We start from the raw sequence: 17,367 nt of genomic DNA, 5'->3' as shown, positions 1-17,367 counted from the left end.
CTGATGGGCAGTTCCTTCACATGCAAGCTCAATCCTTGTTGCGGTGATCGCCGCAACTGCGAACCACCGCGCCAGTATTACGAGGATGCTAACGAAGAAGCGTCCGAGCCAGCCACCCCGCCCGGCCCAACAGGAGAGGCGGTGGATGGGGAGCTAGAGGCGATAGGGTGGCGCTATATCCCGCGCGGTAAGGCGAAGGGCTTTCTGTCCCGGAGCACGTGGCTTCGGTCAGACGGCGCACAGGTCTTTAGGACTGGGGGCCTTTGGTGCGCAAAGCTGGCGGACGGAACGCCTGTGCGCAACTGCGATGTAGCAGAACTTGCCGACATTCACCCGGCGCCTGACCGCATGGCTAGGTTCGGAACAGCCAAGCGAGCGATGAAAGAGATCGCCCACATCAGTCCCGCCCCAACATCGGCGATGGATGGGGAGGTGGTTAAGGCTCTGGTTGAGCGGCTTCGCAACGAGATCATCCGCCTCCGCGAAGAGGCGAATATGGATGATCGAGCCGCCGAAGTCAGCACAAACCCCGATGCAAAGCCCTGCTTCGTGGCGTTTGCTATCACCAAAAGAGAACGCGCCGATGACATCGAGGCTGCTGCACTCGCCCTCTCGGCCCAAGCCGTCCCAACATCGGCGGCTCTGGCAAAAGACACCTCGCGGTTTCGAAAGCTGTCAAACGTTGATGATGACACAGCTCCAACATCGGAGCTGGATGGGGAGACTGTTCTCCTAAAGCAGGTGGTAAATCCACTGTTCACCTTCTATCGCAATTGTAGATACAAGGTGGTCAATCGCACTGGATACGGGTTCCTGCTGGAAGATGAGCGGGGAAATCGTGCGACGGTGCACGAGAGCTTCATCGTTGACGAAGCCGCCCTCATTCCTGTGCAATCATGAGGTTACAGAAACAGCGTCACAACACAGCCGATCCCGCGCTCGGAGACTGCTTCCGAACCTGCATTGCAGTCATCCTTGAACTGGATCGAGACGAAGTACCTCTCTTCCTTGCCGGCGATGGGCCGGGACAGTCCACGGCAGCCGCCGAATGGCTACGAGCGCGCGGTTTCGACATTATCGAGACTTGGTTTGAAGCGGTTTCTCCCGCCGATGCTTTCGGTACCATGCACAAATGGCTGGGCGACGGGTACCCTTATCTACTCTACGGCGCGACTAGTCAGAATACATGCCATGCCGTCGTCGGGTGCGGCGCTGAAATGGTTTGGGACCCTTCGCATTATGACGCGAGGATAGTAGGCCCACTCCCCGGCTGCAATTTCTATGGCGGTGCCGCTGTATGGCGTGAAAGGACAGTTGCTGGAAGAAGCCTCGCCGCCCTCTCCAAGGCACTGGACACTAGGAGCTAGGAAATGCCCAAACGCAACCTGGGTAAGTGCACAGGTATCGAGGCCGCCCCCACGGTGGCAAAAGCCCGGTGTTATGTATCAAACGCACTTGGTGCTCTTGCTACATAAGACCGCAAAAGCCCGATCAGGAAATAGGAGATGCAGATGAGCATTCCCGCAGGCGAAGGTGCACGGAAAATTCCCCTGAAGCCAGGCTATTATTGGGCGAAGTGGCGGATAGCGACAGAGGGAACCCAAGATGGCGACGAGCTGACGCCCAGTGATAACTGGGAGATCGTCCAGGTCGTGGAGAACGATCCGGATTGGGAAATCCATCCAGCCGAGGAAAAGGCGATGTTCGTCTTCGTCTGCGGCGTTGGCGAGGCGCAATGGCGGGACGGATTCGTGTGGGGTGACTTCATCGCTCCGCTGGATAGCGGCCGGGGAACGTCGCCAGCCATCCTCTCCAACGCCCAAGCCGTCCCTGCCACCATGGGTGGGGCGGGGGAGATGGTGGCGATGCCGCGCGAGCCTACAGCGGACCATCTTCGCACGCTGTTCATGATGAATTCGTCCCTGCCGCGAACCACTGACGAAGTGAAGGCCGTGTACAGCGCGTTGCTGAACATTTCCGCCGCCCTCGCAGGAAACCCCTCTCTTCCCTCTGGTGGGGAGAAATCGTGATGAGCGCAAACCTTGCCGATCTCGATCCGATGCTAAACCCACGGCATCCACAGCCTCACCAAAAATACCAGACGCTATCCTTCCGTTGTCCGCTTTGCGGCAAGGGTGCAGTTCAGATTGATATCTGGTCAGGCCAAGCCGGAGATGTGGTGCTGACGACTGGCGCGCCGCCTCGCCGGCTGTGGCACGCAGAACAAGACGAGCACAAGGGTTGGGATTCGCTCACCATAACTCCCAGCATCGACGCCCGTGACCAGCCGCACAAGGGCTTTGACGGCAATCCGTGCCCTGGTTGGCACGGCTTCATCACCCTGGGAAAGGCTGTCCTGGCATGACCACCAGCAACGAAACACCCACCGCACCAGAATACCAGAACAGCAAGCCAGGCGAAGCGTGGAACGCGGCCTATGCTCTCCCTGTAGGGGATGCTGCCGAGGCGGTGGAGCCGGTGGCGTGGCAGACTAGACTCAAGCCGACCGGTGCCAAGCATTGGGGCGAATGGCATTTCGGCAAGATGACGGCCAGCCGTCACGGCTGGGATGTCGAAGAGCGCCCGCTCTTCGCCCACCCTCTCCCCAAGGCATCGATAGAGCCGGGAGTGGTGGAGAGCGCGCCATCGGATCTGATAGGTACAATCCGAAACCGTGTTCAAACTGGCGAATGCGACCTTCGAGACGTGGGGCAACTTCTGACGGGGAAATGGGATCAGGACGCACCCGCTCTTCTGCTCGACCACATAGCCACCCTCGGAGCGCGCGTCACGGAGATCGAAGCTGAGAACGCAGGGCTGGCGAAGGACAAGGCGCGGCTGGATTATCTGATCGCATTCGGGGCCCGCATAAGTTGGAGTAGAGACAGCGAGGTCTGTAACGTCTGGATAATGGGCGAATGCGACCAAGAGCCAGCCGAAGGCTACCCACAAAAGATCTACCATGATCCGCGTGAGGCAATAGATGCCGCCCGCGCTCTTCAGCCCAGCCAAGATCACCTCTCTGGCAGGGGAGGTGGCGATGGTTGAGACCAAAACTGAGGCAACCGCCACGCTCTACGACGAGCGCGGCATACCAATCGAGTATGGCGACGTCATCAAAGTGTACCATTTCACCGGCGCACGCCGCAAACGGCACTACATGTACAAGCAGTGTCTTGGCTTCAAGATGATCGGCAAGGGTTACGATGTTCCCTACATGAAGTTCGGGCACCTAAACCTTGCAACGGGAGCTGACGAAAGGAATGCATATTACTTAGAGTGCCCTGACGGGCGTATCATGCGTGACTACGAAATAGTGCAATCCATCAAGTGCGACCACGAAGAGCGTCCGCGATTACGCATTCCTACCGGCAACAAGGCCGAGGCCGCGAAATGACCGCCTCATCCGGCCCTGGCGGCAGTTATGAACGCCTAATCCTGGAGCCCCAAACCGGTTGGTATGTCGATTTCCGCAAGCAGCGCTGGTTTTGCGCCAGCCGAGACAAGCGGACGATGATCTGCAACAGCCAAGACGGCTACATGACCGCAGCTGACTACCGAACCTTTCGGAAGTGGAATTGGACGCTGGAACCTGGGCAAGGGGACTCCGCGGCATGATCAGAGTCGTCATCATCTGCCTGCTCCTCGCTGGCTGCGTGTCGACTCCGCCACGCGATTTGGCTCCTGATCAGATCGCAGCACTCGGGCCTCTTCTGAAGGTGAGCACCCATGATCGAGAACCCTGATGCCCCGACGCTTGAAGCTGTGAGACTCGGTCAACTCCGGAAGGAGGTTGAGGAGATCTATCGCAATGTCGAGCGCGCGGATTTCGCTGTCCGGCGCGCGGCCGCGGTATTCTTCCTCAATACCCATTCGCCGTCTTTACTGACCGGCGGGGCCGTTCAGGAAGCCCAGTATTCCTTAGAAGCGGCGATCAAGCACCTCGCTGAAGCGCAAACGGACCGGATGCAATTCTGACATGGAACTCAAGACCGGCGCCATCGTAAGGGTCGATGTTTCCAAGAAGAAAACCTGGATGGGCCATTTCCAGACCGGTTTTACCGGCATCCTAGGTCGAAACAGTTTCCAAAAATACGGAGGCAGCGATAACGAGTGGACGGTTTTTCATCCGAAACGAGGCGGCATCTCTTGGTACAACAGCGATGACCTGACAGTCATTGCTGAGGCGACACCTGAATCGGAACTGAAGGCGCGCAGATTGGAGGATCGAGGCAAATGATCAACGGCAAGAGGCTAATCGACATGGGCTACAAGCCTGGTCCGTGGTTCCCGGCGGCGATAGCGGCCGCTCAGAACGAGCACGGGCGCGGCGGCGATGAGGCGGCCATTCGCGCCGCGATCGATCGTCTTTCGCCGGCGCCCATTATTACGCGGGCACTCCGGGCGGCTGGCGAGCTACCGTTCAATCTCAACATTATCCCAGAGGACGAAGATGAGGTTGCGAACGCTGCCGCGGTCGAGGCTCACATGCGCGAGCTCATGCGGCTGCCGACCGTTGTCGCAGGTTCGGTCATGCCGGACGCCATGCCGGCCGGGTCGCAACCGGGGACAATCCCTGTCGGCGGCGTGATAGCGACCGAGAACGCCATTCATCCCGGCATGCACTCATCGGACATCTGTTGCTCGATGGCGGTGACGTTCTTTGGTGCGCACGTCAATGCCGCTTCCCTGCTGGACGCAGGCATGGAGCTTTCGCACTTCGGCGGAGGCGGGCGCCCGCGCGGAGAGCAGTTTCGTCCATCCGATGAGATCATGGCCGCTTTCGACGCAAACCCGTTTCTGAGGCCATTGAGTAGCATTGCAATCGAGCATTTTGCCACTCAGGGCGACGGCAACCACTTCTTCTATGTTGGGCGGTCCGAGCGGACGGGTGAGATTGCGCTTGTCACTCATCACGGCTCGCGCGGGCCCGGGGCAAAACTCTACAAGGCCGGCATGCAGGTAGCGGAGAGGCAGACGCGCGAAGCATCGCCGGACACTCCGCGCCACAACGCATGGATCGCAGCCGATAGTCAGGAGGGGCTGGATTATTGGGATGCCCTGCAGACCATTCGCGCATGGACTAAATCCAGCCATTTCAAGATCCACGACCTGGTGGCCGAAGCCGTCGGCGCCTGGGTGGATGAGGTTGGTCGCTTTTGGAATGAGCACAACTTCGTTTTCAAGAGGGGCGGTCTGTTTTACCATGGCAAGGGCGCGACTCCAGCGTGGTCTGATTTTGCCGAGGACGCATCAGGTCTTACCCTGATTCCGCTCAATATGGCCGAGCCGATCTTGATTGCGCGGGGGCTCGACAATCCGAAGGCTCTCGGCTTCGCGCCGCACGGCGCAGGGCGCAACTTCAGTCGCACGCAATACCTGAAGCGGCATGAAGGCAAGACGCCTGCCGAAATGATGGCCGAGCAAACGCCAGGTCTCGACATCCGGTTCTTCTCCGGCATCCCGGACGCTTCGGAACTGCCGCTAGCTTACAAGAACGCTGCAACCGTCCGTCGACAGATCGAGGAGTTCGGCCTGGCCGAAATCGTTGATGAGATCATGCCGATCGGCTCCATCATGGCCGGCGACTGGCAACAAGATGCGCCATGGAGAAAGAAGCGGTGACAAGCCGCCAAGATCGCATCGATAAAGGACTATCGACGGAACGCTCGGCCGCCGAGTTCTCGATCTCGGCTTCGCTGCAGCGCATGATCCAGTTGCCGCTCTTCACCGCGCTCGAGGAGAGTGGCGGCCGCGGGCGGCCGCGTGATTTATACGAGCGGATCGCTGACACTGCCGGCGTTGGCCTGGAAGCGCGGGCGGCCACGCGAGAGTGCGCGGACGGGCAGAGCTACAAGGTGTTTCAGCAGCAAGTTCGCTGGGCCAGGCAGACCGCCGTTGCTGAAGGGCTGATTGCCGGCGACCGCGGCGTGTGGGAGCTCACCGATGCCGCTTATGCCAAGCTCGGCAGGATCCGCCGCGGCGCCGTGGTGCTGATCTACTCGACAGACGAGGGCATCGCGTTGTGGGCGCACGCGGAGGACGCGGCAAGCCACATCGAGCAGGGAAGCGTCAAGTTGGTTCTCACTTCGCCGCCATATCCGGTGATCAAGCGCGCCTACGGCCGACTGTCGGTGCCGGAGTGGCTGCATTGGATGAAGCGCCTCGTCGCCATCTGGAAAGAACTGATCGCCGATGACGGAACGATCGCGGTGAACCTCATGGACGTGTTCGTTTCGGGCACGCCGGCGATATCGCCATATGTCGAGCGGTTCACGCTCTCGGCGATCGACGACGTAGGCCTGCACCTCGCCGGCCGCATGCCCTGGCACTCGCCGACAAAGCTCGGAAACATCGAATGGACCGCCAAGCGGAAGGTCCAGCCGAAGAACTCGCTTGAGCATGTGCTCTTGTTCTCAAAGTCGCCAAACCCGGCTTGGGACATTACCAGAATGGATCGGCCGGCGCGCGCTGCGCGCAGCGATCGCCAGCGCGAGGCAGACGCGGCGAGGCTGTCGACAGTGCGGCCATCAGGACACTCCATCAATGAGCGCGCGTTCATGAAGGCAGGTGCGCAGCCGCTACCAGGCAACCTCATAGTGGCCGGCGGCTCGGGTGGTGGGAGTTATGCCACCCGATGTCGCGCCGCGAGCCTGCAGCCGCACCCTGCGCGCTTCCCGGAGGCACTGCCGCGGCAGATCATCCTGCTCGCCACCGACGTCGGCCAGATCGTTTACGATCCCATGGCCGGCTCAAACATGACCGGCAAAGTAGCGGGCGAGCTCGGGCGCCGGTGGATCTCGTCCGAGCCGATGCTCGAATATGTGCGTGGCTCTGAGTTGAGGTTTACTTGATGGGCGAGATCGTTCTATTCCCGATCGATGAGCCACCGGCGCCGGTCCTGCGCTGGAAAGCCGTTGTTACCTATCGATCTGAAGAGGGCAAGAAGAACGTCGAGCACTTCCTCGAGGAGCTCGATGATCTGGCCGGACTGATCGAACAGGGGCCGGATTGGAACACGATCGTCGCCTGCGTGGTGACGCTCAATCGGGATAGCTCGCCGATTCCGAGGTTGACGATCGAGCAGTCGATGCTGATCTAACTATCAAAGCCAATTGTGGCGCAAACGGAGCTTGCTTGTGCAGGTAGAGGCTGCCGCTGAGAGTTCGCACCTCCCAGATAAGCCTGACCTCACGTGGATCGATGATTTCGTGGCGAGTGTCTATCGAGATGAGGTGATGGCAATATGAGCGTCGATCTGGTTTCCCGCGCACTGGCCTTCGCGACCGCGGCGCATGCTTCGGTTGATCAGCGGCGGAAATATTCAAACGAGTCGTATATCGTTCACCCTATTGCGGTTGCCGAGATCGTCAGGACGGTCCCACACACGCCGGAGATGATCGCCGCGGCCTTTCTGCACGACACGGTCGAAGACTGCGGCATAAAGATCGACGACATCGACGCGGAATTCGGAGTCCAGGTGGCAGAACTCGTCGGCTGGCTCACGGACGTGTCGGTTCCAGCCGACGGAAATCGCGCCGCCCGCAAGGCGATCGACCTGGCGCACACGGCCAAGGCGCCGCCGCCGGCCAAGACGATCAAGCTCGCCGACCTGATCGACAACACGCTGACGATCAAGGAACGGGATCCTGACTTCTGGCGCGTCTACCGGCACGAGAAACTGCGGCTGCTGGACGTGCTTCGTGAAGGCGATGCAACGCTATGGGCAAGGGCGGCCGCGCAGTGCGTCTAGAATAGAATTGGAAAGCATGTCTATTCTATCGGCAGATAGATGCTCCGCTGCGCGCACACGTCCTTGATGGCGCCGGCCTTGATCCGATCCGACCCGAACTGCATCACGCCAAAGCCGCCGCGGGCGGTAGCCGATCGCCTCAACAGCATGCCGTAGTAGGGCTGCATCCCGGTGTAGCCGCCAAAACTGTTCTTGGCGTTCACGAAGCCGCAGACTGTCACCATCTCACGGTCCCCGGTCTTGGCCGACGCCTTCATGGCGCCGAACTGGACACTACCAGGATCCTTCAGGCGGTTCGTGACACCTGTCTTCACCATCGCGATCAGTTCAGGAGTGAGGTCGACCGGCAAATAAGTGCCGGTCGCCTGCTGAGGGCTGAATGATGGCGTTGGTGCGGCCGTGGTGCATCCGGCGATACCGGCGCACAGGCAGATGGCAATGGCTCGGATCGAAGCCATCGAGATTCAAAGGCTGGCGACGGCCTTCGTCGCCTTGTCTTTGGCGTTCTTCACTTGCGTTTCAGACAGACCATACTTCTTAGCTGTCGTGGCTTCCTTCGGCAGCGCCTGAGGGGAGATCTGGCCGAGTCCCTCGCCGAGGAGAGACTCGTCGATAGACCTGATCTCGCGGAGCGCTTCCTTCACTGTGGTGATCAGAGCGATGGCGCGGAGACCGGTTGGAACGAGCTTTGCCGCCTCGGCTTGCTTGATGACCTCGTCGATCTCCGCGATTGTCATGATGGAAAAGTTGACGTTGGTGACCATGAGACTGTTCCCTGTTTTCGATGGGGAGTGTCAATGCACGGAAACATATGGAACGTCAATGACGCCAACGGTTTTCAGCGCATGCGCCTGCGCGAATTGTGATCACTGAAAGGCTTTTTAGAGGGAACAGCGAGCCACATCTTGGCAATACTGGACGGAAAAAAATCGTAACAGACGGAAAGCGCTTGGGGTTATTGGGCTTTAGCCAAATACCAGATATTGTGTTAACAAGAATCTTCCGTCTACATGTTGCGCTTGGTGGCGAGTGCGAGTCACAAGGGCTTCGAAACGTCGAATCAACACCGAGACAGAATCAGACCGATGACCCTCAAGGCCTACTTCCGATATCGCAGTCGATCATCGTCCTAACCGACGAGAACGACGTGCGTGCGGAGGGTGGCGCTGGTGTGGCCGGCAACTAGTCTCGAAAACTAGGCCAACCGAAAGGTTGAGGGTTCGATTTCCTTCACCTTCCGCCAATTTCTTAGGTGAGTTGGCTGAGTGGTAAAGCTCCAGGTTGCTATCCTGGCGAGGCTGAAAAGCTGCATAGGTTCGATCCCTGTACTCACCGCCATCGGGCGGGCTGGGCATGAGTGAGCCCAAGGAACTGTAAATTCCCCGTATCTGGCTGTGGAGGCGCGCATACCTCCCCCGCCCACCAGGACAAGAGCAGAATAAAAAAGGGGAAGCCGCTCGAACCCCGAACTTTCGAGCCCAAGCCGGGATGGTGTCCGGATATGAGCGGCCAGCCGGTGGGATGCCGGCATCATTGACAATCTACTGCAGGGTGAATCTTGAAGGTTTGCACAGGTTGCGGGCTTGAAAAGCCGCACACGGACTTCCGCAAAGACGCGCGGAAGCGATCGGGGATCGGATCGGAGTGCCGGAAATGCACCGCTGAACGATCAAATAGATGGAAGTCGGCAAACCCTGGTCGTGCGGCGGCCAATCAGGCGAAATACAGCAGGTCGAAGAAGAGTCCCGCTGCGAAGAAAACCTACAACGCTCTGTACTACCTCAAAAACAAGAAGAAAATTGATGAGCGTAAAGCTCAATGGGTATCTGAAAACCGGGATAAGGCGAGGGAACACAGTCGCTCCAATTCCCGCCGAATTAGATCGAAACCGAAGGGTCGGATCGACAACAACATCCGTCGAGCGATCAGTCGAGAGATTGTCGCCGGTTCAAAGGGTGGCAGAAGAACATTCAAGATTCTTGGTTACTCGCCGGCGCAGTTGATGGCGCATCTGGCGCGGCAATTTCAACCAGGTATGTCTTGGGAGAATTACGGCCCGGTCTGGCATGTCGATCACAAGATTCCGCTGTCGGCCCATCATTACAGCACGCCGGACGACGCCGATTTCAGTCGAGCATGGGCGCTGAAGAATTTGCAGCCAATGTTCGCTGCGGACAACATCCGAAAGAAAGACCATCTGTCGGAGCCGTTCCAGCCGACACTCTTTTGATGGAGACCGGCATGCGCGAGATGGGTCGCACCACAGCCATGGTGAAGTCTCTGCCGGCAGCCGGCGCACTGATCATCGTCCCCACAAGAGACATCGGCTTAACGGTCGAGCGCACCATTCTTGAACTGCGCGGGCCCGACGTGGATTCTCGTTGCAAGACGGCGGCGGTCTCCGAAGTCGCCGACATCGAACTCATCACGCCCGGGTTGCCGGTTTTCTTCGACCACACTTACGACGACATGACGCCGCGGGCGCTTCGTGAACAAGCGCACGCACGAGCGCAAGAGATCAACCGGCATTGTTGGCCGGTATCGGGGACTTAGCTACGGTGAACTGCATCCCGATCGCTCCTTTCGGGGGCCGACCCGTAATTTGCGTCGCCGGCGGGCCGTCACTGACACTCGGCCAGGTAAGGCATGTCGGGATCGCAAGGTCGCGGGATCTCAGCAGGGTGATTGCCGTCAACGACGCTGTCTACCCCTGCTGGTTCGCTGACGTCTTACATGCTTGCGACAAGCGATGGTGGGACCGTCATCACGGAGTGCCTCGGTTTCTAGGATTGAAAACGTCGCTTGAGCCCACCGGCTATCACGACGTGCGGATGCTGAAGAACACCGGCATCGAAGGGTACGACGAGTCGCCAGGCTGCATTCGCGGCGGGTCGAACGGCGGGTATCAGGCTGTTCACCTTGCTGCAAAGCTTGGCGCTCGGTCGATAGTCCTGGTCGGGTACGATTTCACACCGGACGGCGCGATGGACCATTGGTTCGGCCTTCACGGTGTAGGCGACGGACGACCGATGGACAAGAAATCGAACGTCCAGAACTGGCTTCGCATGTTCCGTGATCTGACCGACGAGCTTGGGCGCCGCGGAGTGAAGGTGGAGAACGCCACGATCAAGAGCTCGATCGACTGGCTCCCGAACATCAGCCTGGACGCGAAGTGGGCAAACTAAGACCCGTCGCTTCCGACACGCTCAATCCATCAGATCACTATCGGAAAGATAGCTTCCGCCGCGGACTCGAGCGGTGCGGATTTGAGGTCGGCCAACCGCCGAAACTTGATCCGGACCCATCCGATGTGCTGGTCATCTGGAATAGAGCATCGTCGAATGTGGCACTGGCTGAACGGTATGAAGAGGCCGGCGCCCGAGTCATCGTGGCCGAGAACGGATATATCGGCGCGGATCGGAACGGCTGGCAGCTGTACGCGATCGCATTAGGGCATCATCTAGGCGCGGGGGAGTGGCCGACGCGGCAGGACGACAGATGGGCGGCCCTTGGTATTGAGTTGCGCCCTTGGCGGCGCGCGGGCCGGGAGATTGTCATCCTGCCGCAGCGCGGCTTCGGTGAGCCGGGCATTGCGATGCCGAAGACTTGGGCCGAAGAAGTTGCGGAGCGGCTGAAGAAGGTCACTGACCGGCCTGTGAGAATTCGCTTCCATCCCGGGAAGGCACGCACCGACCCACTGCCCGATCTGCAGGATGCTTGGGCTGCGGTCACATGGGCCAGCGGGGCGGGGATCAAGGCTCTCGTAGCAGGCATCCCGGTCTTTCACGAAATGCCGTCATGGGTTGGCGGCACGGCCGCAAAGTTCGGCATCGAGGACATTGAAGATCCGTTCCTCGGTGATCGACTTCCGATGCTTCGTCGACTGGCCTGGTCGCAATGGACAGAGGCTGAAATCCAAGAAGGGACGCCGTTCAAGTGCCTTCTCGGGTAGCGGTCTATCACATCCCAGCGCATCGGCGATCCTTGATCGTTGCGCACGCAATGTTTGCTGGAATCGGAAAAATTGGCGACGAAGCCGTCTTGATACCGTCGAGCGAGTTTTCGGCGCCGGCCGCAGATGTCGCTGTCTTCTATGGGTTCGATCAGCCGCTGCAGAGTATCTTCCGCGCGTACCGCGCTGCGGGCCTGCCGGTGGTCCTGGTCGACATGGGCTATTTCGGCCGGCTCGAGCCGAGCAAATGGGCCGGGTTCCACAAGGTTTCCGTGAACGGACGCCATCCAACGGCCTATTTTCAAAGCAGGCGACACGACGGCGCCAGAGCATCTCGGTTTGGCATCGACCCGAAAGAGTGGCGGACGGGGAAGTCAATCCTGGTTGCGGGCACAAGCGACAAGGGCGCACTGGTCGACGGCTTTCAGCCTGAGCAATGGGAACGGTCGGCGATCGCCGAACTCCAGAAGCACACGGACCGCCCGATCGTCTATCGGGCAAAGCCAAGTTGGTTGGGCGCGGCGCCGATCGCCGGCGCCACATTTGAACACACCAGGGACGACGTCCTCCTTTCACTGCGCGACTGCCACGCGGTGGTGACCCATCATTCTAACGTCGCGGTCGACGGGCTGATCAACGGCATCCCGGCCTTCTGCGTTGAAGGCGTCGCGACGCCGCTAGCATTGTGGGACCTGGCGTTGATCGAAAGCCCCAAGACCGAGGGCGATCGTGAACGTTGGATCAACGACATCTCGTACTGTCAGTTCGATGTTGCCGAGATGGAAGCTGGCATCCCATGGCGCCATTTGAAGGATGAGGGCCTAATTCCTTGAGAGTCTGCTTCCACGCTTCCGACAAGCCGCGCGAGCGCCTCTTGGCTGATGCTTTCATCCGCGGCTGCATCGAGCATGGCGACGAAGGCTTTGTGAGGCCGCTTTCGGAGGACATCCAGGTTGCCACCGACTGCGAAGTGGCGGTCATGGTTGGCGTCAAAAGCCGAGAACTGATCAGAGCATATTGGGCTGCCGGCGTTCACACTGTGATGCTGGACAAGGGGTATGTGCGGGCGAGCGCAGGCGGCCCGGTCAAGGTCTGGGAATACTGGCGCATCGCAGTGGATGGTCATCACCCGACCCGCTATTTGATGTCGACCAATCATCCCAGTGATCGCTTCGACAAGCTTCGCTTGAATGTCCGTCCGTGGCGCGTTGCTGGCGACAGCATCGTCATCGCTGGGTCATCGGCGAAGTATCACGCCTTCTATGGCCTGACCGATCCGACATCGTTCGCACAGAAGCTGGTCAAGGAGATCAGCCGGTTCTCTGAAGGGCGCGAGATCGTCTACCGGCCGAAACCGAGTTGGAAAGAGGCGATCGCAGTCCGCGGTGCCAGATTCTCGTTCGGCGAGGGTGAAACGATCGACCAGGTGCTTGGTGGCGCCTACGCAATGGTGACGCACGGCTCAAACGCCTGCTACGAGGCTGTTCTGGCCGGCGTGCCGTGCATCGTCCTCGGAGACGCGGTGGCGAAGCCGATTTCATCAATTGAGGTCGAGGTACTCGGCAATCTCATCCTGGCCGACGATGCGACCAGGCAGCAGTGGCTTCACAATCTCGCCTACCATCAATTTACGATGAGCGAGATGGCTGAAGGCCAAGCTTGGCAGATAGTCCGGCCGCTCATTTATGGATAGGTCATGAAGCCAAGCAACGAATACTTTGCTGCCCTCGAGGACAGCAAGCGACATCACGCGGTCCATAAGACCTATTCCGGCAAGTTCCTGCGGCCGCACGCTCCGTTCATCAAGGAGATCATCGATCGACTCGGCTGCACGTCGATTCTGGACTACGGTTGTGGCAAAGGCAGCCAATACGACTGGCGGAACGCTGACGATACGGGGTCTATCCCGGTCGGCATGACGATCGAGGAATTCTGGGGCGTTCCGGTCACCAAATACGACCCGGCCTATCCGCCGTTCGCCGCCGAGCCCGTTGGCGAGTTCGACATGGTCATCTGCACGCATGTCCTGGGGTCGATTCCAGTCATTGACCTGCCATGGGTGGTCGACCGCCTCTATTTGCTGTCGAACAAGGCTCTTTACATCGCCGAGAAGATCGCGCCGGTGAAGAAGAAGGTGTTCCAGAGGCCGGATCTTCACCCGTTCGGTTGGACCGCAACTCGTTGGGCGACGGCTCTCAAGCGCGAGAAGAACATCGAGGTGATCTTGTCTGTGCGTGAGAAGAGCACTGACGGTGCGTTCATCGAGCGATACCGCCTATGAAGATCCGTGTCCTCGGGGCAGGCTGGTTCGGTTGTTCGGTCGGGCTGTCGCTGATCGCCGGCGGTCACGATGTCGAGATTCATGAGAGCAGTGGCCGCATCTTCAACGGTGCCTCCGGCAACATCCCGGCCCGTCTTCATCTTGGCGCTCCGCACTATCCGCGGTCGTCAGTGACGCAGAAGGCTTGCCAGGAACACCAAGCGGAGTTTCTCGCTCGGTACGGCCAGTTTACACGCTCCATCCCGGTGAACATCTATGCCGTCGCGCGCGATCACTCGCTGATCGATTTCGGCACCTACACGAGGATCCTCCGCGATCAGGTCGAGTTCCTTACCCTTTACGATCCGGCCGAGTTCGGCCTGACCTATGTCGAAGGCGGCGTGATGCTCGGTGAGCGCCATATCGTGGTCGACGACGCCAAAGCCTTCTTTGCCAAGGAACTCGACGGCGCGATCAAGTTCAACACGCCGATCGGTGAGGTGGATAGCAACGACTACGATCTCACGGTTGACTGCAGCTTCTGCGCCAATGACGGCGCCGGCGTCGATCGCTACGAGCCATGCCTGGTGGTCCTGTTGAAGGGGCCGACGGACAAGTCGGTCACGATCGTCGACGGGCCATTCCCCAGTCTTTACGTCTGGAATGAGGATCTCGGCCTGTCGAGCCTGTCGTCCGCGAAATGGACGCCGTTTTCGAAGACCTGCAAGACCTGGGGCGAGGCGAAGGCCTTGCTCGACGGGCTCAGCGCCGCCGACATCGAGCGGCAGGCACAGTTCATGATCAGCGACATGGCCGGCTTCTATCCGGCAGTGCGTGATCTCTACCGGGTGGAGGACTACCGCCTGAGCATCCGCGCAATGCCGCTTTCTGGGTCGGACAGTCGTTTGGTCGACGTCGTTCGCGTCGGCGAGCGTGCGCTGAGGGTTCGCGCGGGCAAGATCGACGCTGTGATCCAGGCCGAGAGGATCATCAAGGGGATGATTGATGGGTAAGATTAACGCCCGGGAAGTCAATTTCCCGGACGAGAACGGCAAATATGATGTGCTGGGCTATTCTGTTTGCTTGAAGGTCATTACGGAGTGCCAGGATCCAAGTGGACCTACTGAGCCATATGCGCGTGGGGAGGTTGTCAATTTGATCCTCTGCGAGCGCGGGTGGTGCGAGGATGCGCATGAGCCAGTGCCGGTCACAAGGCACGAGGTTGGCCTGCTGATCGAGGAGTTGAAAAAGCTCCACACAGAAATGGCATGACCATCGTCATCACGGGCTGGCGCAGCGCTATAGCCGAAGAATTCCGCCGGCTCCTCCGCTCGGCCGAGGTAACCCTCCACGGCAAGCCGATGGAGCCGAACTTCCCGGTCGACGTGCAGCGGTATCTGTTCTGTCAAGGCCTGCTGCGGCCGAAGAAAATCGAGGACCAGACCGAGGCCGAGATCAAAGAGGGGATCGAGGTCAACTACGGCTCGATCGTTCTGGCCTGCGACCTGATCTTTGCCGCAAACGAGTTCGCCAGGGTCTGCATCATTGGTTCCGAAAGCGCCTACCGTGGCTCGTTCGACGAGAATTATGCGTCCTCCAAAGCGCTCATCCACCGGTACATCGAAACCAAGCGCCTGTCGCCTCATCAACAGCTTGTCGGCATTTCCCCGGGGATCATCGGCGACTGTCGCATGACAACATCACGGACCGACGTCCACAATCTCATCCGGCGACGCGACGAGCACCCGAAGAAGAGATTCCTCGAGGCGCGCGAAGTCGCCTTGATGGCCAGATCTTTGCTCTATTTTCAGCCGTACATCTCCGGGACGATTGTCCGGATGCACGGCGGCCTCCAGTAACCAAAAGGATCGCTGATGACTGTTCGAGTCTGCTCCCTCTGCTGGGGCACGGCATGGGAGCGCTACGGCCGCACGTTCGCCCAGACTTTCGCGGACAACTGGCCGGCCGACGTCGAATTGGTCATGGTCACGGACCGCTTCATTGGTCTCCCGCGCGGCAAGCAGGCGCCACTCGAACTGATCAGTGGCTATCGCAGCTTCCTGGACCGCTGGAGCAGCGACGTGACCGCGATGGGCCATCGGGCGCCAGTTGGGACGAAGACGAACGAGAACGGCTATTCCTGGCGGCATGACGCTGTGAAATGGATGCCGCAAGCGCTGGCGCCGATCGCCGGCATCGACGGGCTCGAAGACGGGGATATCTTCGTCTGGTTCGATGCCGACACGGAGACAACGGCGCCGGTTCCGGCCGGCTGGATCGAATCGCTGCTCGGCGACGCCGACGTGGCCTGCATACGGCGCCCCGCACGCCATACTGAAATCGGCTTCTACGCAATGCGCATCGGGCCACTCACGCGCCGGGTGTTACGCCTGTTCGCCGACTTCTACCTCAATGACTCAGTTTTCAAACTCGCTCAATGGCATTCCGCCTTCGTCTGGGACCGCGCGGTTGAGGCCGAGCCGGACCTCAAGATCCGCGACGTCAACCCGGCCGGCGCCCGTGGTCATGCCTGGCCAGAAACTCGCCTTGCCGAGTGCACTTCACACCACAAGGGCAAGAGGAAAGACCAGTGAAGCCCAAGCATGCATTCTACGTCGGCTTCGACGCGCGTGAGGCGGCCGCTTTTGCGGTCACCAAGCACTCGATCCGACGCCATCTCGTTACCCCTGTACCGGTCTATGGGCTCGTTCTTTCCAGCCTGCGCGCGCGCGGCCTGTACAGCCGGCCGACAAGTGTGAGGGAAGGGCGCCTGTGGGACGACATCTCGGGCGCTCCCATGGCTACCGAGTTTGCGATTTCCAGATTCCTTTCGCCGATTCTGGCCGAAAGCGGCTGGGCGATATTTATGGACAGCGACATGCTGGTCCGATCGAACCTCGAAAGGCTTTTCAAAGCTCTTGACCCCTCGAAGGCCGTGATGGTTGTGAAACACAACTTCCAGCCCGCCGACGGCATCAAGATGGACGGACAAGTCCAGACGAAATATTCGCGGAAGAACTGGTCGAGCGTCTGCGCTTTCAACTGCGATCACCCGGCCAACAAGGCGCTGACAGTCGATCTGATCAATACCGTACCCGGGCGTGATCTTCACGCCTTCTGCTGGCTCGAAGACAAGGATATCGGCGAATTGGACGCGTCGTGGAATTGGCTCGTTGGCCATTCCAGTGAAGAGATCGAGCCAGACGTGGTGCACTTCACGGACGGGATTCCGACGATGTCCGGCTATGAGGACTGCGCTTTCGCCGATGAGTGGCGAGCGGAGCTCGAGCGCTGGGCGGCATGAGTCCGCGAGGATTCGGATCGCCGCTGAAACCGGCGACGGCCATCGACTATGAGGCGATCAAGCGACAGGCTTTCCGCGACCAGGGCATCCTGATTGTG

At 59.7% G+C, this 17,367-nt stretch carries 25 protein-coding genes and 2 tRNA genes; 25 read left to right on the top strand and 2 right to left on the bottom strand.

The window, feature by feature from the left end; genetic code table 11:
- Nucleotides 1-3: 3 nt before the first annotated feature.
- The 11 genes from NKJ09_RS23010 (at nucleotide 4) to NKJ09_RS22960 (ending at nucleotide 7,753) form a co-directional block, all read left to right on the top strand.
- Nucleotides 4-900, top strand: a complete 897-nt coding sequence (locus tag NKJ09_RS23010) for a hypothetical protein (protein ID WP_352763702.1) — start codon at nucleotides 4-6, stop codon at nucleotides 898-900.
- Between the two features lie 611 nt (nucleotides 901-1,511).
- A complete protein-coding gene (locus NKJ09_RS23005; protein ID WP_352763700.1) occupies nucleotides 1,512-2,030 on the top strand; it encodes a hypothetical protein in 519 nt (172 codons plus the stop codon).
- Nucleotides 2,030-2,365: a hypothetical protein gene (locus NKJ09_RS23000; protein ID WP_352763698.1), complete on the top strand. Its 336-nt coding sequence runs from the start codon at nucleotides 2,030-2,032 to the stop codon at nucleotides 2,363-2,365. The genes NKJ09_RS23005 and NKJ09_RS23000 overlap by 1 nt, the downstream gene beginning before the upstream one ends.
- Nucleotides 2,362-3,048: a hypothetical protein gene (locus tag NKJ09_RS22995; RefSeq protein WP_352763697.1), complete on the top strand. Its 687-nt coding sequence runs from the start codon at nucleotides 2,362-2,364 to the stop codon at nucleotides 3,046-3,048. The genes NKJ09_RS23000 and NKJ09_RS22995 overlap by 4 nt, the downstream gene beginning before the upstream one ends.
- A complete protein-coding gene (locus NKJ09_RS22990; protein ID WP_352763694.1) occupies nucleotides 3,041-3,397 on the top strand; it encodes a hypothetical protein in 357 nt (118 codons plus the stop codon). Before NKJ09_RS22995 ends, NKJ09_RS22990 begins: the two co-directional genes overlap by 8 nt.
- Before the next feature lie 332 nt (nucleotides 3,398-3,729).
- Nucleotides 3,730-3,978, top strand: a complete 249-nt coding sequence (locus tag NKJ09_RS22985) for a hypothetical protein (RefSeq protein ID WP_352763692.1) — start codon at nucleotides 3,730-3,732, stop codon at nucleotides 3,976-3,978.
- A 1-nt stretch (nucleotide 3,979) separates the two neighbouring features.
- On the top strand, nucleotides 3,980-4,240 hold the full coding sequence (locus NKJ09_RS22980; RefSeq protein ID WP_352763690.1) for a hypothetical protein: 261 nt from the start codon (nucleotides 3,980-3,982) through the stop codon (nucleotides 4,238-4,240).
- Entirely contained in the window at nucleotides 4,237-5,625 is a 1,389-nt protein-coding gene (locus tag NKJ09_RS22975; RefSeq protein WP_352763688.1) for an RtcB family protein, read from the top strand. Before NKJ09_RS22980 ends, NKJ09_RS22975 begins: the two co-directional genes overlap by 4 nt.
- On the top strand, nucleotides 5,622-6,854 hold the full coding sequence (locus tag NKJ09_RS22970; RefSeq protein WP_352763685.1) for a DNA methyltransferase: 1,233 nt from the start codon (nucleotides 5,622-5,624) through the stop codon (nucleotides 6,852-6,854). Before NKJ09_RS22975 ends, NKJ09_RS22970 begins: the two co-directional genes overlap by 4 nt.
- Nucleotides 6,851-7,102, top strand: a complete 252-nt coding sequence (locus tag NKJ09_RS22965) for a hypothetical protein (protein ID WP_352763682.1) — start codon at nucleotides 6,851-6,853, stop codon at nucleotides 7,100-7,102. The genes NKJ09_RS22970 and NKJ09_RS22965 overlap by 4 nt, the downstream gene beginning before the upstream one ends.
- A 144-nt stretch (nucleotides 7,103-7,246) precedes the next feature.
- A complete protein-coding gene (locus NKJ09_RS22960; RefSeq protein WP_352763680.1) occupies nucleotides 7,247-7,753 on the top strand; it encodes an HD domain-containing protein in 507 nt (168 codons plus the stop codon).
- 20 nt (nucleotides 7,754-7,773) lie between these two features.
- Here the strand turns inward: NKJ09_RS22960 and NKJ09_RS22955 are convergent, their stop codons facing one another.
- Both NKJ09_RS22955 and NKJ09_RS22950 read right to left on the bottom strand, forming a co-directional pair.
- Nucleotides 7,774-8,211 (bottom strand): hypothetical protein, encoded by a 438-nt coding sequence (locus NKJ09_RS22955; protein ID WP_352763678.1) that lies wholly within the window; start codon nucleotides 8,209-8,211, stop codon nucleotides 7,774-7,776.
- Nucleotides 8,212-8,217: 6 nt separating this feature from the next.
- Nucleotides 8,218-8,517 (bottom strand): hypothetical protein, encoded by a 300-nt coding sequence (locus tag NKJ09_RS22950; protein WP_352763675.1) that lies wholly within the window; start codon nucleotides 8,515-8,517, stop codon nucleotides 8,218-8,220.
- A 391-nt stretch (nucleotides 8,518-8,908) separates the two neighbouring features.
- Between NKJ09_RS22950 and NKJ09_RS22945 the strand changes: the two genes are divergently transcribed.
- The 14 genes from NKJ09_RS22945 to NKJ09_RS22880 all read left to right on the top strand — a co-directional run bounded on the left by NKJ09_RS22945 (nucleotide 8,909) and on the right by NKJ09_RS22880 (nucleotide 17,269).
- Nucleotides 8,909-8,996: transfer RNA gene (locus NKJ09_RS22945), tRNA-OTHER, on the top strand.
- An 8-nt stretch (nucleotides 8,997-9,004) separates the two neighbouring features.
- A tRNA-Ser gene (locus tag NKJ09_RS22940) sits at nucleotides 9,005-9,091 on the top strand.
- Between the two features lie 220 nt (nucleotides 9,092-9,311).
- Nucleotides 9,312-9,983 (top strand): hypothetical protein, encoded by a 672-nt coding sequence (locus NKJ09_RS22935; RefSeq protein WP_352763672.1) that lies wholly within the window; start codon nucleotides 9,312-9,314, stop codon nucleotides 9,981-9,983.
- 11 nt (nucleotides 9,984-9,994) lie between these two features.
- On the top strand, nucleotides 9,995-10,306 hold the full coding sequence (locus NKJ09_RS22930; RefSeq protein WP_352763669.1) for a hypothetical protein: 312 nt from the start codon (nucleotides 9,995-9,997) through the stop codon (nucleotides 10,304-10,306).
- Between the two features lie 236 nt (nucleotides 10,307-10,542).
- Nucleotides 10,543-10,938: a hypothetical protein gene (locus NKJ09_RS22925; protein ID WP_352763667.1), complete on the top strand. Its 396-nt coding sequence runs from the start codon at nucleotides 10,543-10,545 to the stop codon at nucleotides 10,936-10,938.
- Complete coding sequence (locus tag NKJ09_RS22920) at nucleotides 10,926-11,705, top strand: hypothetical protein (RefSeq protein ID WP_352763664.1); 780 nt, start codon at nucleotides 10,926-10,928, stop codon at nucleotides 11,703-11,705. The genes NKJ09_RS22925 and NKJ09_RS22920 overlap by 13 nt, the downstream gene beginning before the upstream one ends.
- 215 nt (nucleotides 11,706-11,920) lie before the next feature.
- On the top strand, nucleotides 11,921-12,538 hold the full coding sequence (locus tag NKJ09_RS22915) for a hypothetical protein (protein ID WP_352763661.1): 618 nt from the start codon (nucleotides 11,921-11,923) through the stop codon (nucleotides 12,536-12,538).
- Between the two features lie 41 nt (nucleotides 12,539-12,579).
- On the top strand, nucleotides 12,580-13,398 hold the full coding sequence (locus NKJ09_RS22910; RefSeq protein WP_352763659.1) for a hypothetical protein: 819 nt from the start codon (nucleotides 12,580-12,582) through the stop codon (nucleotides 13,396-13,398).
- 3 nt (nucleotides 13,399-13,401) lie between these two features.
- Nucleotides 13,402-13,986 (top strand): class I SAM-dependent methyltransferase, encoded by a 585-nt coding sequence (locus tag NKJ09_RS22905; protein WP_352763656.1) that lies wholly within the window; start codon nucleotides 13,402-13,404, stop codon nucleotides 13,984-13,986.
- The gene (locus tag NKJ09_RS22900; RefSeq protein ID WP_352763653.1) at nucleotides 13,983-14,978 is read left to right on the top strand and encodes a hypothetical protein; all 996 of its coding nucleotides are present in this window, start codon (nucleotides 13,983-13,985) and stop codon (nucleotides 14,976-14,978) included. Before NKJ09_RS22905 ends, NKJ09_RS22900 begins: the two co-directional genes overlap by 4 nt.
- Entirely contained in the window at nucleotides 14,971-15,237 is a 267-nt protein-coding gene (locus NKJ09_RS22895) for a hypothetical protein (RefSeq protein WP_352763650.1), read from the top strand. Before NKJ09_RS22900 ends, NKJ09_RS22895 begins: the two co-directional genes overlap by 8 nt.
- On the top strand, nucleotides 15,234-15,824 hold the full coding sequence (locus tag NKJ09_RS22890; protein ID WP_352763648.1) for an SDR family NAD(P)-dependent oxidoreductase: 591 nt from the start codon (nucleotides 15,234-15,236) through the stop codon (nucleotides 15,822-15,824). Before NKJ09_RS22895 ends, NKJ09_RS22890 begins: the two co-directional genes overlap by 4 nt.
- A gap of 123 nt (nucleotides 15,825-15,947) precedes the next feature.
- Nucleotides 15,948-16,559, top strand: coding sequence for a glycosyltransferase family protein (locus NKJ09_RS22885; protein ID WP_352763646.1), 612 nt, complete (start codon nucleotides 15,948-15,950; stop codon nucleotides 16,557-16,559).
- On the top strand, nucleotides 16,556-17,269 hold the full coding sequence (locus tag NKJ09_RS22880) for a hypothetical protein (RefSeq protein ID WP_352763644.1): 714 nt from the start codon (nucleotides 16,556-16,558) through the stop codon (nucleotides 17,267-17,269). The genes NKJ09_RS22885 and NKJ09_RS22880 overlap by 4 nt, the downstream gene beginning before the upstream one ends.
- Nucleotides 17,270-17,367 lie beyond the last annotated feature (98 nt).

Origin of the sequence: Mesorhizobium sp. M0189 (assembly GCF_040322135.1) — a bacterium.
Lineage (GTDB): Bacteria > Pseudomonadota > Alphaproteobacteria > Rhizobiales > Rhizobiaceae > Mesorhizobium.
Note: the sequence above shows the minus strand (reverse complement) of the source record. Positions and strands in the feature narration are given on the sequence as shown.

Excerpts from the sequence above, each read along its gene's own strand:
- NKJ09_RS22950 (WP_352763675.1), bottom strand. The coding sequence starts at position 8,517 with ATGGTCACCAACGTCAACTTTTCCATCATGACAATCGCGGAGATCGAC.
- NKJ09_RS22990 (WP_352763694.1), top strand. The coding sequence starts at position 3,041 with ATGGTTGAGACCAAAACTGAGGCAACCGCCACGCTCTACGACGAGCGC.
- NKJ09_RS23010 (WP_352763702.1), top strand. The coding sequence starts at position 4 with ATGGGCAGTTCCTTCACATGCAAGCTCAATCCTTGTTGCGGTGATCGC.
- NKJ09_RS22955 (WP_352763678.1), bottom strand. The coding sequence starts at position 8,211 with ATGGCTTCGATCCGAGCCATTGCCATCTGCCTGTGCGCCGGTATCGCC.
- NKJ09_RS22905 (WP_352763656.1), top strand. The coding sequence starts at position 13,402 with ATGAAGCCAAGCAACGAATACTTTGCTGCCCTCGAGGACAGCAAGCGA.
- NKJ09_RS22995 (WP_352763697.1), top strand. The coding sequence starts at position 2,362 with ATGACCACCAGCAACGAAACACCCACCGCACCAGAATACCAGAACAGC.
- NKJ09_RS22915 (WP_352763661.1), top strand. The coding sequence starts at position 11,921 with ATGGGCTATTTCGGCCGGCTCGAGCCGAGCAAATGGGCCGGGTTCCAC.
- NKJ09_RS23005 (WP_352763700.1), top strand. The coding sequence starts at position 1,512 with ATGAGCATTCCCGCAGGCGAAGGTGCACGGAAAATTCCCCTGAAGCCA.
- NKJ09_RS22890 (WP_352763648.1), top strand. The coding sequence starts at position 15,234 with ATGACCATCGTCATCACGGGCTGGCGCAGCGCTATAGCCGAAGAATTC.
- NKJ09_RS22985 (WP_352763692.1), top strand. The coding sequence starts at position 3,730 with ATGATCGAGAACCCTGATGCCCCGACGCTTGAAGCTGTGAGACTCGGT.
- NKJ09_RS22900 (WP_352763653.1), top strand. The coding sequence starts at position 13,983 with ATGAAGATCCGTGTCCTCGGGGCAGGCTGGTTCGGTTGTTCGGTCGGG.
- NKJ09_RS22975 (WP_352763688.1), top strand. The coding sequence starts at position 4,237 with ATGATCAACGGCAAGAGGCTAATCGACATGGGCTACAAGCCTGGTCCG.
- NKJ09_RS22885 (WP_352763646.1), top strand. The coding sequence starts at position 15,948 with ATGGTCACGGACCGCTTCATTGGTCTCCCGCGCGGCAAGCAGGCGCCA.
- NKJ09_RS22960 (WP_352763680.1), top strand. The coding sequence starts at position 7,247 with ATGAGCGTCGATCTGGTTTCCCGCGCACTGGCCTTCGCGACCGCGGCG.
- NKJ09_RS22930 (WP_352763669.1), top strand. The coding sequence starts at position 9,995 with ATGCGCGAGATGGGTCGCACCACAGCCATGGTGAAGTCTCTGCCGGCA.
- NKJ09_RS22895 (WP_352763650.1), top strand. The coding sequence starts at position 14,971 with ATGGGTAAGATTAACGCCCGGGAAGTCAATTTCCCGGACGAGAACGGC.
- NKJ09_RS22980 (WP_352763690.1), top strand. The coding sequence starts at position 3,980 with ATGGAACTCAAGACCGGCGCCATCGTAAGGGTCGATGTTTCCAAGAAG.
- NKJ09_RS23000 (WP_352763698.1), top strand. The coding sequence starts at position 2,030 with ATGAGCGCAAACCTTGCCGATCTCGATCCGATGCTAAACCCACGGCAT.